General features: G+C 38.2%; 19 protein-coding genes. All 19 read right to left on the minus strand.

All coding sequences use genetic code 11. From position 1 onward, the window contains the following. Positions 1 to 60 precede the first annotated feature (60 nt). The 19 genes from flhB to fliF all read right to left on the minus strand — a co-directional run bounded on the left by flhB (position 61) and on the right by fliF (position 15,861). On the minus strand, positions 61 to 1,146 hold the full coding sequence (gene flhB / locus V7149_RS19395; protein WP_335347239.1) for a flagellar biosynthesis protein FlhB: 1,086 nt from the start codon (positions 1,144 to 1,146) through the stop codon (positions 61 to 63). Between the two features lie 3 nt (positions 1,147 to 1,149). Then, complete coding sequence (gene fliR, locus V7149_RS19400; RefSeq protein WP_335347240.1) at positions 1,150 to 1,926, minus strand: flagellar biosynthetic protein FliR; 777 nt, start codon at positions 1,924 to 1,926, stop codon at positions 1,150 to 1,152. Between the two features lie 4 nt (positions 1,927 to 1,930). Continuing rightward, positions 1,931 to 2,200 carry a flagellar biosynthesis protein FliQ gene (fliQ, locus tag V7149_RS19405; protein ID WP_335347241.1) on the minus strand — a complete coding sequence of 90 codons (270 nt, stop codon included), beginning with the start codon at positions 2,198 to 2,200 and terminating at the stop codon, positions 1,931 to 1,933. A 17-nt stretch (positions 2,201 to 2,217) separates the two neighbouring features. Beyond that, a complete protein-coding gene (gene fliP / locus V7149_RS19410; RefSeq protein WP_066289004.1) occupies positions 2,218 to 2,883 on the minus strand; it encodes a flagellar type III secretion system pore protein FliP in 666 nt (221 codons plus the stop codon). Beyond that, positions 2,880 to 3,539 carry a flagellar biosynthetic protein FliO gene (locus V7149_RS19415; protein WP_335347242.1) on the minus strand — a complete coding sequence of 220 codons (660 nt, stop codon included), beginning with the start codon at positions 3,537 to 3,539 and terminating at the stop codon, positions 2,880 to 2,882. The genes fliP and V7149_RS19415 overlap by 4 nt, the downstream gene beginning before the upstream one ends. 29 nt (positions 3,540 to 3,568) lie before the next feature. After that, the gene (locus tag V7149_RS19420) at positions 3,569 to 3,931 is read right to left on the minus strand and encodes a response regulator (protein WP_315668554.1); all 363 of its coding nucleotides are present in this window, start codon (positions 3,929 to 3,931) and stop codon (positions 3,569 to 3,571) included. 18 nt (positions 3,932 to 3,949) lie between these two features. Continuing rightward, the gene (fliY, locus tag V7149_RS19425) at positions 3,950 to 5,275 is read right to left on the minus strand and encodes a flagellar motor switch phosphatase FliY (protein ID WP_335347243.1); all 1,326 of its coding nucleotides are present in this window, start codon (positions 5,273 to 5,275) and stop codon (positions 3,950 to 3,952) included. Continuing rightward, positions 5,262 to 6,263 (minus strand): flagellar motor switch protein FliM, encoded by a 1,002-nt coding sequence (gene fliM, locus V7149_RS19430; protein ID WP_335347244.1) that lies wholly within the window; start codon positions 6,261 to 6,263, stop codon positions 5,262 to 5,264. Before fliM ends, fliY begins: the two co-directional genes overlap by 14 nt. A 46-nt stretch (positions 6,264 to 6,309) precedes the next feature. Further along, the gene (fliL, locus tag V7149_RS19435; RefSeq protein ID WP_335347245.1) at positions 6,310 to 6,738 is read right to left on the minus strand and encodes a flagellar basal body-associated protein FliL; all 429 of its coding nucleotides are present in this window, start codon (positions 6,736 to 6,738) and stop codon (positions 6,310 to 6,312) included. After that, positions 6,728 to 6,949 carry a flagellar FlbD family protein gene (locus V7149_RS19440; RefSeq protein WP_335347259.1) on the minus strand — a complete coding sequence of 74 codons (222 nt, stop codon included), beginning with the start codon at positions 6,947 to 6,949 and terminating at the stop codon, positions 6,728 to 6,730. Before V7149_RS19440 ends, fliL begins: the two co-directional genes overlap by 11 nt. Positions 6,950 to 7,004: 55 nt before the next feature. Then, positions 7,005 to 8,228: a flagellar hook protein FlgE gene (locus V7149_RS19445; protein WP_335347246.1), complete on the minus strand. Its 1,224-nt coding sequence runs from the start codon at positions 8,226 to 8,228 to the stop codon at positions 7,005 to 7,007. 78 nt (positions 8,229 to 8,306) lie between these two features. After that, positions 8,307 to 8,696, minus strand: a complete 390-nt coding sequence (locus V7149_RS19450; protein WP_335347247.1) for a TIGR02530 family flagellar biosynthesis protein — start codon at positions 8,694 to 8,696, stop codon at positions 8,307 to 8,309. A 15-nt stretch (positions 8,697 to 8,711) separates the two neighbouring features. Next, complete coding sequence (flgD, locus tag V7149_RS19455; protein WP_335347248.1) at positions 8,712 to 9,347, minus strand: flagellar hook assembly protein FlgD; 636 nt, start codon at positions 9,345 to 9,347, stop codon at positions 8,712 to 8,714. An 11-nt stretch (positions 9,348 to 9,358) separates the two neighbouring features. Continuing rightward, positions 9,359 to 10,195 carry a flagellar hook-length control protein FliK gene (locus tag V7149_RS19460; RefSeq protein ID WP_335347249.1) on the minus strand — a complete coding sequence of 279 codons (837 nt, stop codon included), beginning with the start codon at positions 10,193 to 10,195 and terminating at the stop codon, positions 9,359 to 9,361. A 1,026-nt stretch (positions 10,196 to 11,221) separates the two neighbouring features. After that, positions 11,222 to 11,665: a flagellar export protein FliJ gene (gene fliJ, locus V7149_RS19470; protein WP_335347251.1), complete on the minus strand. Its 444-nt coding sequence runs from the start codon at positions 11,663 to 11,665 to the stop codon at positions 11,222 to 11,224. 5 nt (positions 11,666 to 11,670) lie between these two features. After that, entirely contained in the window at positions 11,671 to 12,990 is a 1,320-nt protein-coding gene (fliI, locus tag V7149_RS19475) for a flagellar protein export ATPase FliI (protein WP_335347252.1), read from the minus strand. Continuing rightward, complete coding sequence (gene fliH / locus V7149_RS19480) at positions 12,987 to 13,772, minus strand: flagellar assembly protein FliH (protein ID WP_335347253.1); 786 nt, start codon at positions 13,770 to 13,772, stop codon at positions 12,987 to 12,989. The genes fliI and fliH overlap by 4 nt, the downstream gene beginning before the upstream one ends. Continuing rightward, positions 13,756 to 14,772 (minus strand): flagellar motor switch protein FliG, encoded by a 1,017-nt coding sequence (gene fliG / locus V7149_RS19485; RefSeq protein ID WP_335347254.1) that lies wholly within the window; start codon positions 14,770 to 14,772, stop codon positions 13,756 to 13,758. The genes fliH and fliG overlap by 17 nt, the downstream gene beginning before the upstream one ends. A gap of 12 nt (positions 14,773 to 14,784) precedes the next feature. After that, complete coding sequence (gene fliF / locus V7149_RS19490; protein ID WP_438824132.1) at positions 14,785 to 15,861, minus strand: flagellar basal-body MS-ring/collar protein FliF; 1,077 nt, start codon at positions 15,859 to 15,861, stop codon at positions 14,785 to 14,787. Positions 15,862 to 15,881 lie beyond the last annotated feature (20 nt).

Here is a 15,881-nt window from a genome sequence, read left to right on the forward strand (position 1 = left end):
TACGTCCTGTACGTCGGGGTGTAGGCGCTGGAGCTAGACAGCTCACAAACTCAAAATGGGTTAAATTTTCTTTTTCATTCTATATACATGGGCAAGAATTTCCGCGACTGCTTTGAAAAATTCTTCAGGAATCGCATCTCCAATTTCCGCCTGGCTATATAAAGCTCTCGCTAGAGGCCGATTTTCAACAGTTATAATATCCTTTTCTTTAGCAATCATTTTTATCTTTTGAGCAACAAAGTCGACCCCTTTTGCGACAACATAGGGTGCATCGAGTTTTGCCTCATCATATTTTAAAGCAACGGCGAAATGAGTTGGATTAGTTATGACGACATCCGCATTCGGAACCTCCTGCATCATTCTTCTCATTGCCATTTCCCGTTGTTTCTGTTTTATTTTTGATTTGATAAGGGGATCCCCTTCAATATTTTTATACTCGTCTTTAATATCTTGCTTTGACATTCGGATGTTTTTTTCAAAATCATATTTCTGATATAAGAAATCTAATATTGATAGAAATAGCAGGGCACCTGAGGCATACAAACCCATTTGCACAGTTAAGCTGCCAATCGTTGCCAGTGCGGCCCCTACTGTTTTTTGTGATAGGATCAGGATTTCATCAATTCTGTTCCATAAAACCATAAAGGTGATAATCCCTACAAAGCCAATTTTTAAGATTGATTTTAAAAGTTCAACGATAGCTCTTACTGAAAAAATCCGTTTAAAACCTTTAATTGGATCCAGCTTTTCTAGTTTCGGCTGAATAGCTTCTGTGGAAAATAAAAATCCTACCTGGGCATAATTGGCGATAATTCCCGAAAGCATGGCAACTAGCATGATCGGGCCTAATAAGAACACAAGTTCCTTCAGGATGGCTAAAAATAGGATTTGTATATTTGCTTCAGTCAATTCCATGAGCATTAACTGATTAAAAGTATGTGTCATAATATAAAAAACAATATCCTTTAAATAAGACCCTGCAAATAGAAGGAATGTAAAAACACCTAATAGGACAACGGCCGTGTTAACATCCTGGCTCTTTGCTACTTGTCCCTTTTTCCTGGAATCCTGCCTTTTCTTCGGTGTTGCTTTTTCCGTTTTTTCTCCTGCAAAGTATTGCAGGTCTAAGGCAATTAATCGTTTCATCTGTTAGGTTCCCCCAATAATATCCATTAGGCCACGCATCGTGCTTAACATCATTTCGAATAATTGGGAAACTACGAGCAGCATAATGCTCATTACTGTTAATAGAACAATAAAGCTTACACCTATCTTCAATGGAAGTCCCACGACAAATACATTGAGTTGGGGAACTGTCCGCGCAACAATTCCCAAAGCAATATCTACTAAAAACAAACTGCCTACTACTGGGATTGACATTTGAAAGGCAATAATAAACATAGAATTAAATGCTTTTACTACATATTCCGCCATGTTTTCATTCCCAAATGAAATCCATGGCTGTTCTAAAGGGATAAACTGATAGCTATAAAATACCCCATCTAATAATAGATGATGGCCATTGACAGTGAGTAAGAAAAAGAGTCCAATCGTGTATAAATATTGACCCATAAGCGGGCTTTGTGCACCTGTTTGGGGATCGATGACGTTTGCAATGGCAAATCCCATCTGAAAGTCAATAAAACCGCCGGCAATTTGTATGGCCGATAAAATTAAATACGCTATAAATCCAATTAAAAGCCCTACAAGCGCTTCTTTGATAATTAATAAAAAATAATGATTGTCTATTTCTAACGCAGGTGTATCTATGGTAAACACCATAATCAATGACATGAAAAAGCCTAAGCCAATTTTTGCAACTGTTGGTATAGAGCGATATGAAAAAAGGGGCATCATCAGAAAAAAAGATGTTACCCTTACGAAAATAAGTAAAAAGGCCGGGAACGCCGGTAAGAAATTCACCATATGATCATCCTACAAATCTAGTTAAATTCGAAAATATTTCTCCAGCATATGAAAGCATATGGCTGAGCATCCACGGACCGAAGAAAACGAGTCCTGCTAATACGGCAACAATTTTTGGAATAAATGCTAGTGTCTGTTCTTGAATTTGTGTTGTTGCTTGAAAGATACTGACGATTAACCCTACAACTAGCGCGAGCACCAGCAATGGACCACTTATGAATAAAACCGTCATAATTCCTTGTTCTGCAATTGTTATTACGGATTCAGGAGTCATTTATTATTTTCACCTGCTTAAAAGCTTTGTAAAAGAGATTTAACAACAAGATACCATCCATCCACAAGAACAAATAATAATATTTTAAATGGCAATGAAATCATCACTGGAGGCAGCATCATCATTCCCATCGACATAAGAACACTCGCAACCACCATGTCAATTACAAGAAATGGAATAAAAATCATAAATCCAATTTGGAAAGCTGTTTTTATTTCACTAATGGCAAATGCCGGGACAAGAGCTGTTAATGGAATGTCCTCTATTGATTTAGGTGGCTCTGCTTTCGAATATTCAAGGAACAAGGCTAAATCCTTTTGTCTCGTATGGGCACTCATAAATTCCTTAAATGGGATCGATGCTTTTTCGTATGCTTGTTCTAAATTAATTTCTTCATTAAATAATGGTGTAAGTGCTTCTTCATTTACTTGCTGAAAGGTAGGTGCCATGATAAAAAATGAAAGAAATAAAGCTAATCCGATTAGTACCTGATTAGGAGGCATTTGCTGAGTGGCAAGCGCCGTTCTGACAAAGGAGAGAACAATTATGATTCTTGTAAAGCAAGTCATTAAAATGAGAATGCTGGGTGCCAATGATAAAACTGTAAGCATTAATATAAGCTTCACAGATGTTGAAACATTGGCAGGCGAACTATTGTTAAAAAACTCCATAAATTCATTCATCGCTCGTCTGACCCTTTCTTCTCCATTTCTTTATATAATTGCTTTCTTCCTTTTGTGATATCTTCCAATTGTTGTTTGAGTATGCTTTGAAATTGGTTCCCTTGTTTCTCATCTTGATGTACACTTTTTCTTCTTTGAAGTACCCTTGTCACAATATCGCTTGGTTGTACAAGCTGTTCCATCTTTTCGTTATAATCGGTCAGAAGCTGATTATACTCCTCTTGATCTTCGATTTCTTTCAAAAGCTGTATATTTTCTCCTACACCAACAATTAAGACCCTCTTCCCAACCTTTATTAATTGTACTGAACGGTTTGTGCCTAATGCCGTTCCGCCTAAATTCTCAACAAGCTGGGAGCTTTTATACATTTTACTTTTCTTATTAATAATTTTAAGCATGAAATATAATAGTCCTACAACAAAGACAGTGGCAAAAATCATTTTGACAAAATCAAAAAGATTTAATCCAACCTTAACGGGTTGTTCATTCTTGGCTGTATCCTGTTTTTGAGGAAGCTGATCTTGATCGCATGTATCTGGATGTTCTATACAATCTTTTACACTATTTACTTGCTCTGCGTAGGCTGGTGCATGAATCCCTAGCAGAGCAAAGCTCATTAAAAACAGCGTAAAAATTGTCCGCTTGAAATATAGCAATATACTGCACCCTCTAAATGAAATATTCATTAGCCTAAAGTTTTGGAAATAGCCTCGATCACACGGTCAGCCTGGAATGGTTTTACGATAAAATCCTTTGCCCCTGCCTGAATGGCATCAATAACCATTGCCTGCTGTCCCATCGCGGAACACATAATAACCTTAGCATTCGGATTAATTTTTTTAATTTCTTTAAGAGCAGTAATTCCATCCATTTCGGGCATTGTAATATCCATTGTTACTAAATCTGGCTGAGACTCTTTATACTTTTCAACTGCCTGAGCACCATCTGCTGCTTCTCCGACTACTTCATACCCATTTTTTGAAAGAATATCCTTAATCATCATTCTCATGAAAGCTGCATCATCTACAATTAAAATTTTGTGCGCCATTACTGTTAACCCCCGTGCTTATTTAAGTTTTTTTATTCGGTCACTTTGACTAATGATGTCTGTTACACGTACTCCGAAGTTCTCGTCAATCACAACTACCTCTCCTTGAGCAATTAAGCGATTATTGACTAGAATATCAACGGGTTCCCCTGCAAGTTTATCTAATTCAATGATCGATCCAGCAGATAACTCTAGGATTTCTTTCACTGATCGTTTTGTTCTTCCTAGTTCAACGGTTACTTGCAGTGGAATATCAAGTAGCATGTTTAAATTTTTCGATTCAGATTCTTGAAGTGAATATGGTTCAAAGCTTGAAAAAACTGCAGGCTGAACAGTTGGCTGTACTCCGCCAGGTAACGCAGAACCAAAATGCTGCGGACCATTTTGATGGCTCGCTGCTTGTGGTGGCGGATAGTATGCTGGATGTGCCTGATAAGCTTGATGTACCTGTTGTACATGCTGCCCTTGAGGAGCTTGCTGCCATCCCCCATTTGGCGGAACCATTTCTCTTTCTGAATACGGGTTTTGAGAAAAACTATTTTCCTGAGCGAATGTGTCTACAGGCTGTTTATCCAGTGTAACCTCGGAATCTTGGTACATTGGGACGGAATCCTCAACTTCTTTCATTGTACCTGAAATATTCTCCGGTTCTCCTCCCGGATTTAACAATTCGTTGACTAAACTTTTAGCAAATTGCAGTGGCAAAAGCTGCATAATATTAGAATCAATTAAGTCCCCAATTTTCAAACGGAAGGAGATTTTAACCAATATATCTTCTCCAGGAATGCGATTTGTACCCTCTCCCTGTGGAATATCTAAAATATCAATGGTAGGAGGTGAAATATCTACTCTTTTGCTAAAAATGGTAGACATTGAAGTTGCCGCAGAACCCATCATTTGGTTCATCGCTTCCTGCACAGCACTTAGCTGAATTTCCCCCAAAAGATCGGCTGGGTTTTGTCCATTTCCACCCAACATTAAATCTGCAATAATCGCAGCATCTGTTTGTTTAATGACTAATAAATTACTTCCCGAAAATCCTTCCGTATAACTAACCTGGATCGCAACATAAGGATGCGGAAATTCATCATGTAATTTTTTAGGCGGTATGGTCGTTACTGATGGTGTCGTAATTTCTACTTTTTGGTTTAGTAAGGTTGACAATGCTGTTGCTGAGCTTCCAAACGAAATGTTCCCAATTTCTCCTAAAGCATCCTGCTCCATTGGAGATAGGTAGTCTTCTACATTTAAAGTTTCATCAAATAAATCAGACTCATCATCGTCATCTACCCCGCGTAATAGCGCATCTATTTCATCTTGTGAAAGCATATCATCGCTCATCATCGTCGCCTCCCCCTTTCACAATGTCTAATACTTGAATTGCAAGTTTTTTGTTTACTTTTCCTGGCTGTCCGAGAAATTTAGGTATATCCCCTACTTTAATCAGTAAAGGCTGATCAATTGGTTTATTTAGCTCGATAACATCACCGATATCTAACATAAGAAAATCCTGAATGCTGATTTCCGAATGGCCAAGTTCTCCTACAACGGATACTTCCGCACGTTGGATATGATTTTCAAGCCTGTTTAACTCTTCAGGAGCTCTCTCCTTTTTATCTGTTTGCATCCAATAGTGTACAGATAGCTTAGGGATAATTGGCTCAAGGACGACATGTGGAATACAAATATTCATCATTCCGCTCGTTTCACCAATTGTCGTATTTAACGAGATCACTACAACTGTTTCATTCGGCGACACCATTTGCAGAAATTGAGGATTGACCTCGAAATCCATTAGCTGAGGATCAATTTCTTCAATCGTGCTCCAGGCTTCCATATAATTCTCAAATGCTCGTTCAAAAGTGGTAGACATAATTTTTGTTTCAATTTCTGTTAAATTATCAACCTTATTTATACTCGAGCCTTTGCCGCCCATCATTCTGTCCATTAATGCGTAAGCAATATTGGGATTGACTTCCATCAGGATTCTTCCATCTAAAGGGGGCACCTCAAAAACATTTAATATCGTCATTTTCGGGATGGACCTAATAAACTCTTCATATGGAATCTGATCGGCTGATGCGACAGTAATTTGGACATAAGTTCTTAATTGTGCAGAGAAGAAAGTAGTTAACAGCCGTGCAAAATTTTCATGGATTCTAGTTAAACTTCTAATTTGATCCTTTGAAAAGCGCAGCGCCCTTTTAAAGTCATAGACCTTAACTTTTTTCTCAGTCTGCTCTTTTTTAAGCTCGTCTGCATCCATTTCACCTGTTGATAATGCAGAAAGGAGCGCATCTATTTCACTCTGTGATAAAACTTCACCTGACATGAAACCTCACCTCCAGCCTTTGACTATAAATTTTAATAATGTTGTTCTATTGGAGGAGATTTTCAGTAATATATACCTGTTCAACTTCACCTTTTTGCAAAATCGTATTGATTTTTCCCTTTAAATCCTCTTTTAGCTTTTTCTGACCCTCTTTACCCTGAATATCTTCAGCTGCCATTTCAGATAATTCTTGGATAATGATGTCCTTTACTTGAAAATCTCTTTTTTCTAGTTCCTCTTTTGCTTTTTTACTATCTGTTTGAATTTTAAATGAAATACGGATAAAATCATTGCTTGCTAAGTTAGTTGTAATTTGCGGAACGTCAACAGATGCCTCTAATACTTCATCAATTGACGGTTCTTTCGGACCAGAATTATCATTAAGCTGTTTAACAATAATAATCGCGACAGCTCCAACTAAGGCAATAGCCACAAGCAATATTAACATGATCATGACCAGCTTATTATTCTTCATTCTCTCTTTCTCCCATTTGCTGTTGCCCCAAAAGGCTGACAGATTGATAGAATTCCTTTACAAGCTTCGATACAGTATCCTCCGATTCTTTCACAACATACTTTCGGCCATTCGTTAACGTAATTGTTGTATCGGGAAAAGACTCTATCGTTTCGATAAACACAGCATTTAGTGTAAATGGTTTTCCATTTAGGCGACTAACTTTAATCAATGTTATGTTCAGGGCCTTAGGACTTTTAAGCCTCAAGACCCTGTCCCTCCCTTAACTATCGTTTTAGGTTAACTAACTCTTGTAAAATTTCGTCTGAAGTTGTGATAATTCTTGTGTTTGCTTGGAAACCACGTTGGGCTGTGATCATTTCTGTGAACTCTTCGGAAAGGTCGACGTTTGACATTTCTAGGGCTCCGGATGCGATTGTGCCACGGCCTTCACCAGCTGCGCCGACATTTGCTGGTCCAGAGCTAATTGTTTCTTGGAATAAGTTCCCGCCAGTTTTATTTAAGCCTGATGTATTGCTAAATTTAGCAATGGCTAGGCGGCCAAGAGTGGATATTTGTCCATTTGAATACACACCATTTATTTCTCCCATTGCACCAATGCTGAAGCTTTCAAGTTTTCCAGCTGTAAAGCCATTTGGAGCTGCCATAACAGATATGCCTGAACCAGCTGTACTTGTAAGTTCCTCTACAGATAGTGTTAAGTCTGTACCTGAAATAGTAGTCCCATCAGACAAGGTAATATCACCTGTTATTGTTGGGGGTGTGGTAGGATCAAGTGGGAATGTTATTACTAAATCTTCTGTTCCCGTTGTATCCTTACCAAAATATACATTCCAAGTTTGAGGTACAGTTGGATCTGAGTCAGGATCAGTATCTTTTTTATACTTTACATCAATGGTATGTTCTTTTCCCTTTGTATCTACTACCTTTACTTGTTGAGTAAAAACCTCATCCTTAAGTGTATTTGGATCTAAATTTCCTGCGATGTCAATTTTACTTGTCGTTGTGGCAGGTAATAACGCATTCACGTTAATTGTCACATTCCCATAAGTATTTGACACTTTTCCATCATTGACTTGGTAAGCTTGAACTTTATAACCATCACCATTAACTAGAGTCCCATTATCATCAAGATAAAAATTCCCAGCACGAGTATAAAATTCTGCATTTCCTTGTTTTACTACAAAGTATCCATCGCCTTCAATTGCTAAATCTTGTGGTCGATTTGTTGTTTGCAAGCTGGATCCAGTATGAATAGTATCAATAGTTGACAAGGATGACCCTAATCCAACCTGCATCGAGTTTTTACCACCACGGTTTTCAGTTGAAGCACTGGCTCCGGCAATAGTTTGGCTCATTGCATCTTTAAAAGTAACACGACCCTTTTTAAATCCTGCAGTATTTACGTTTGCGATGTTGTTGCCAATTACATCAAGCTTTGTTTGAAAGTTTCTAAGTCCACTTATCCCTGAATACATTGAACGTAGCATTAAATGATTGCTCCTTTCGTATATAGCTGCTTCTGTCAGTCCGCAGCTTTGGCTTCCTTTAACAGGTCCAGCCAATATTTATTGATCTAAAATAATAGTTCCATTAATATTCGTAAATATTTGTGTTCGGGCTTCGTCCCGATCCATTGCCGTGATCACTGTATTGTTTTTTGCGCTGACAATGAGCGCCGCATCTTTAAGCAATACGAGTGATTCATTTACACCCTTTTTTCTAGCTTCGAGAACTTTGTCTGCAATTTGCTTCCAGTGAGATTCATTAATCTGAATTCCTCTCTGGTGCATGCGATCCTGTGCGTGTTTACTCACTACTAATTTACCTTGGGGCTGAAGAGCCGTTTGTAGATGGGCGGCAAATTTTTGAGAGCTTTGCAATTCCGGCTTAAATGGTTTGGCCTTCGGGCTTATAACGGCTTTCGATTGAATCGGATGAAACATCATTTTATCCATTCAATCACCTTCTCATTATTCTATTTTTGTTATTTGCGAAGCAGTGATTGTAGTCTTTTCATCATCTAATTGAAACAGTGTTTTCCCATCTTTAAAGGAAACTGATTTTACTAATCCTGTTTTTTCTGCTTTTTCTGCTAAGTATGTAACCGATTTTCCAATCATCATGCTCGCTTGAACCATCGAATTTTCTTTTGATGTTTCGTTGATTTGCGAAATATTGCCCGGTTCTAGTTTCGTTCCGTCATCAAGGATAAATAGGACATTATTATCCTTAAACTGAACGGATGCTACTCTCCCTTTTCCTTCCTCAATTACAGGAGTTCCACCCTGTTCTTTTGCTTCAGAAACTTTATGCCATGTAATGTCCTTGCCGACAAATTGGTTATAGGCAATTAATTGACTCTGCTCCTGGACCTTCACAAATTTATCCATTGACTTTCCCATATTCGTTATCTGCTCTAATGTTGAAAAAGTGGCCATTTGGGCAATAAAATCTTTATCCTGCATCGGATTCATTGGATCCTGGTTTTGGAGCTGGACCATTAATATTTTTAGAAAGTCATCTTTTCCTAAAATATCCGAGCCCGTTTTTCTCTGTTCTTTTTGATAGCTTGATAGCATTAAAGACGAATCAATCGTATTAGTCATGTTTATCACACCTACGCTTCTGTATTAAGAAGTGCTTCTTCGAATGAGTGGTTAAAATCTCCTGATTGTTTTTCTTGACGCTCTTCTTGCTGCTGTCTTTCCTGACCTTGATGTTGCCCTTCACGATTAAAACTGCGTTCCTGAGAAGTAAAAGCTTGAGAGATCTCAATTCTCTCCACTTGAATATTTTGCGATTGGAAGGCTTGTCTTAACCCGTTCAAATGCGACTCCATCATATCTTTTGCATTTGCGGTCGATGTAAGAATCCGGGCTATGATTGTTGAATCCTTCTGAATTAACTCTATTCTAAGTGATCCGAGATTTTCTGGATTTAACTTAAGGAATAGTCTTTGAGTCCCGCCGCTTTTCAATAATTGGCTTTTAGATAGAATGGATTCGAATTGCTCAATCAGCTGCTCGGCTGAAACAGGTCTGCCAGAACTTGATAGCATAGTTAACTGCTCAGGTTTGGATAATTGCTGAAATTGAATGAATCCTTGATGATTAACAGGCTCAGATTTATTCAATGCTTTTGCGATTTGTTCTCCCGCTTTATCAGTGCCCGATACAACTTTTCCATTCAACTCATTTACAAGAGTTTGAAATGTTTTCCTTACAAATTCACCTCTATCAGAGGAATTTGTACTATTTAATGCCGTTTCTAGCTTTTCAGAGATATTCTTCATAAATTCTTTTAACTTTAATTGATTACCTAAAGAATCCTCATGTGCAGATAACAGCTCAAAAAGTTTGATTGCTTTCATTGCTTGTCCAAAGTCTTTATTCGGTTCTATTTTCATATCTTGCTTTTGAATAGAAATAATTGATTGGATCATTGCAAGGACCATATCTATTTGGGAAACATCCTCATCACTTGGCTTTTCACTCTTTGCAGNNAACTAATATCATTGAAAAATTTACTTAGCAGTTCGTAAAGTTCATCAGTGGATAAATTTAATTCATTTTCTATTATTTTGATGACTTCCGTAGAACTAAGATTTGATCCATCAATTAGCTCAGCCCCATTTTCCAGTGCAAAAACATCTGCTGTCTGCAGAAATTGAAGTAAACTTTCAACCTCATCACTAGGTAAATTGTTTGAAGTATCCTTATCTTGTACAGGGTTTGTTGAATTCCCCATCAATCCTGCAACCAAAGCCCCAAATCCAGTTGGATTTTTGCTGATTGAACTAGAATTTCCGTTGTTGGATACAATCGTATTAATTGCTCCTAATCCGCTCATTTCCATTTTTTCACCCCCTTTCATTTAACTCTTTTACATTACGGAGAGTTTTCCAATTGATTTTCAGCGTTGGCTGTTAACAGCTCCGTATACCTAGCTGCATCTTCCGGATTCATTTTTTCCATAATAGCTGCTAGTGNNATTTGTAAAGCTTCTTCCTCACCCATTTGTGAAAGTATCGGAGCAGCTTTCTTTGCTGAAATCGTTTCATAGGTTTTGATAATATCCTTAAATGCACGTTTGTTTTCATCTTTCATCGCTGTTAGTTCAAGAATTTCTTCTTCCAGACGTTCCTTTTCTAATTGCACTTGTGAAATTTCCTCGTCTTTATTCTCTATCTCCGTTTCAAGCTTAGAAATCTTCGCTTCCCGGTCTTTAATTTCCGCTTCAAGTTCAATCATTTTTGACTCTATGTCTTCGATGCTTTGGGAACCTTCTTCATTTAAGGCAGAAGATATAAACGGAATCTTCTGACCGTATTCCTTTGATAGTTCGAAAACATTAATCCCAAGAATAGTCATCACAATAAGAGCTACTGTAATAGCAAATAATAAAGGAATTAAGACCACAAATATGAAGCCTTGAAATTTTGATTGCTTTTTTTCTTCTAGTACTTTGTCCACTTTACCACCTAATTTCCCCGATACATATAATGCTGAATCGAGATATCATCCATTTGCCTTCCCTCTTGCAGCCTTACATCTTCAGCAAAATTCGTCATGTCTTTTTCTTTAATTTTCTCATATTTTTTTACTTCTACATTTTTCTCCAGCAGCCTTTCCTGCTGAAAATTCATGTGATTTCGTGCATTCATAACAATTTGCTGATAATGCTTGATCGTTCTTTCCAATTGATGAATAAAGTGCTGATGATGCCTAATTTCTTGTACTGGCAACCCGTTAACTAGCCTTGAAGATTGATAGTCTTCTAAATCCTCTTTTTTCTTAAGGAGTTCATACAATTTTTCAGCGGCTGTTTCAAATCTTTTGACTGATTGGTTATAAACGTTTAGTGCTTCATCCTTCTCTCTTTCTTTAATCGTAAGGATTTTTTCAAATTTGAATTGGTATTGCATGAAAATTAATCTCCTTTCCCTAAAAGGCTATTTAATTGGTAAACACTTTCTTGAAAAGTTATTTTTTCATGCGTTCCCTGCTTTAAGAAGGAAATAATATTAGGATAGAGCCTTATAGCTTCATCAATTTCGCTGGATGACCCTTTTTTATATGCTCCGATATTAATTAAATCTTCGGCATTCATATAAGTACTCAATGCCTCTCGTAATTTCTCAGCTGCTCGTATATGTTCTGGTGGAACGATATTATTCATTACCCTGCTGACGCTTTTCAGCACATTAACCGCCGGATATTGACCTTTATTAGCAAGAGCGCGATCAAGAACAAAGTGACCATCCAATATCCCGCGGACTGTATCAGCAATGGGTTCATTCATATCATCACCATCTACTAAAACAGTATAAAATGCTGTAATGGATCCTTTTTCATTTGTACCAGTTCTTTCGAGAAGCTTTGGCAAAATAGCAAAAACAGAAGGGGTATATCCTTTTGTTGTCGGGGGCTCACCTATTGCAAGTCCAACTTCCCTTTGCGCCATCGCCACCCTTGTGACCGAATCCATCATCATCATGACATTTAGACCCTTATCGCGAAAATATTCGGCAATGGCTGTTGCTGTATAGGCCCCCTTAATTCTCATTAATGCTGGTTGATCAGACGTTGCGACAACGACAATAGAACGGCTTAAGCCTTCTGGACCAAGGTCACGCTCAATAAATTCACGCACTTCCCTGCCACGCTCTCCAATTAAGGCAATTACGTTTAAATCTGCAGTTGTATTCCTGGCAACCATGCCTAGCAGAGTACTCTTCCCTACACCACTTCCTGCAAAAATCCCAACCCGCTGTCCGATTCCAACAGTTAATAAACTATCGATCATCCGAACTCCGACTTCCATAGCAGAAGAAATAGGCGGTCTTTGGAGCGGATTGGGCGGAGCCTGCTCAGTTGGCGCAGAAGAAAGTCCTTTCGGCAATGGGGTTCCATCAAGAGGCTGCCCCATCGAGTCAATGACTGAGCCGATCAGCTGAGCCCCAACTTTTATTTCCAATGGCCTTGATGTCGCTTCTACCAGGCTGCCAGGCGAAATATCATTAATAGTTGTATATGGCATCAAAATAACTTCTTCGTTTTTAAAACCGACTACTTCCGCCTGAATGGTTCTTTTTCGATTATTGCCTACATGAATATAGCAAACATCGCCAATCGAGCTTTCAGGTGGTCCCTGGGACTCAATCATTAAACCTACTACTCTCTTTACTCTTCCATAGCGTTTAAAGGAGTCTAGCTGATCAATTTGCTCAATGACATCCAAAAGCTTCATTCCTGCTCACCCTCTAGCATTTCAATAAGCTTTCGTTTTATTTCTTCTAGCTGACTATCAATACTGGCATCAATTCTCCCATTTACCGATTCAATGATGCAGCTTGATACTGCTAATTCATCATCTGGATAAATAAATAAATCTATTTCTTTTGGAAAAATCATTTTTAGTTCTTCCTTATTTGAAAGAAGAAAATCATAGTGTCTTGGATGAACATGCAATTGAACCTCTTGATTGTCCCTTGCTTCTTTTAGCGCCCGTCTGACAATAAGTAAAAATTCTTCCTCATTCTCTTCGATCGTTTTCCCTAATATCTTTTGGGCTACTTTGATCCCAATCTCAAGTATTTCTCTTTCTGAAGATTCAACATGGCTTCGGTAGTCTTTTTTGGACGATTCTACGATATCATGTGCTGATTGAATGACTTCATGGTATTCTACATATCCTTTTTCTCGGCCTTCTGTTAATCCTGCTTCGAATCCGGTTTGATGTGCTTCTCCAGCCATTCTTTCTTTTTCTTGCTCAAAGGCTTGAATATTTTCATCTAGCTGCTGACGAATCAATTCCGCTTCATGTCTTGAGCTGTTTAATATTTCTTCAGCTTTCCTATGCGCCTCTTCAATCAGTGATTGCACTTGTTCTTCCATATTTATTGTAGCTGAAACGAATTCATCTTCTAGAACTTCCGGTTTAAAAACCTTGATTGCGATGACTTTTTTGTCGTTTTGGACAGGATTAACTAAAGGCGGCACTCCTTTGATTAACCTAGACAATGATATCATCTCCTCCACCGCGGGCAACGACGATTTCTCCAGCTTCCTCTAGGCGGCGGATAATGGCAACAATCCGTGATTGGGCCTCTTCTACATCTCGAAGTCTAACTGGCCCCATATATTCCATCTCGTCTTTAAACGTTTCAACCATACGCTTAGACATATTTTTGAAAATAATTTCCTTAACTTCATCGCTTGAAACTTTAAGTGAAAGCATAAGATCTTCACTTTCACAATCGCGGATAACTCGCTGTATTGCGCGGTTATCGAGGGTAACAATATCCTCGAATACAAACATTCTTTTCTTAATTTCTTCCGCAAGCTCTGGATCCTGAATTTCTAAAGCATCCAAAATTGTCCGCTCAGTAGAACGGTCAACCCCATTTAAGACGTCAACGACTGCTTCAATTCCGCCAGTTTGTGTATAGTCCTGTGTAACAGTTGCTGAAAGTTTTCTTTCGAGTATTTGTTCCACTTCATTAATAATTTCTGGCGCTGTGCTATCCATGACGGCAATTCTTTTAGCAATATCTGCTTGCATTTCCTGCGGAAGCTCCGATAGGATTTGCCCTGCCTGAGCGGCATCCAAATACGATAATATTAATGCTATCGTTTGCGGATGCTCATTTTGGATAAAGTTAAGGATTTGAGCCGGGTCTGCTTTCCTTGCAAAGTCGAAAGGTCTCACCTGCAAGGAAGACGTTAGCCTATTAATGATAACAGCTGCCTGCTCATTCCCAAGTGCTTTTTCTAAAACCGTTTTTGCATACCCAATACCGCCTTGGGAGATATAATCCTGAGCTAACGCGATATTGTGAAATTCCTCTACGACTTCTTCTTTTGCCAGTGAATCAACTTTTTTGACACCAGAGATTTCTAAGGTTAATTTTTCTATTTCTTCTTCACTTAAATGCTTATATACAGATGATGCAACATCAGGTCCAAGTGATATTAGAAGTATGGCCGCTTTTTGCTTACCCGATAGCTCTTTTTGATCTTTCTTTGCCATTACCCATACCCCCTAATCTTCAGCAATCCAAGTACGCAGAAGCTTTGCAAAATCCTCTGGCTTTTCCTTTGCCATTTTTTCAAGCTGTTTTTTGCGCATTGTGCTTTCTGTCTCGTGCTCCTCATTAACGTCCGGAACATGAATGACTTCCTCAACTTCTAATAGTTCCTGTTCTTCTGCTTTTTGTTTTCTTCTTGCCCTAATAAATAAGAAGATTAGTAGAACGATTATGGCAAGAAGCACACCAGCTACAATGTAAGCCCATAGTGGCAGAACTTGCTTAACATCATTAGGGAATTCTACTTTTCCTTTAAATGGCTGAACTGAAACGACAACTTTGTCATTAATCGCTTCATCCGTTAATTCTTCTGATCCTGCTTTTTTATCGATTGTCGTACGAACAATCGTGGCAAGAATCTTGGTTATATCATCTACTCTTTCCTGAGGAAGAGAAGCTGGATCCTCTGGCTGTGGCGGCTCAACCATGACTTGTATGCCTAAATCTCTTACTTTATATGGGCTCTCAACTATTTCTTTGCGAATTTTATTTACTTCATTATTTATCGTTTCTTCGATTTTTTCATAATCACCATTTGCCCCATTTCCTTCTAAATAAGAAGAACCCGGAACNNAGGTTTCCGTTATTTTTTGGGCGCTAATAGCAATGCCGGCCATATTTTCTTCGTCTACTGGAGTGACTAGATTTTCCTCTCTGTTCTCCTGTGTAAAATCAACATCAGCCGTCACAGACACAACAACTTTGTCATGTCCCATTAGTGTGCCTAACATTCCTTGTACTTGGCGCTGCACATCTCGCTCAATTTGCTTTTTAATTTCATGTTGTTCGGCAAATGTTGAGCCAGGTGTAGAATTTTGATTATTTTTTAAATCAAAGTACTCAAAGAATTGATTAGTAATGACGATATTATCAGTAGGCAGATTAGGAATACTTTTTGATACTAAATGATACAGTGCTTGAATTTGAGATTCTTCAAATTGATAACCTGATTTTGTATTTAAAACAATAGAAGCTGATGCTTCTTCAGAAGGATCTTTAACAAAAATTCCTTTTTCGGGGAGGTTAATCATGACCTTTGCGTCAGTAACCC

Source organism: Bacillus sp. JJ1503 (assembly GCF_036965125.1).
Taxonomy (GTDB): domain Bacteria; phylum Bacillota; class Bacilli; order Bacillales; family Cytobacillaceae; genus Cytobacillus.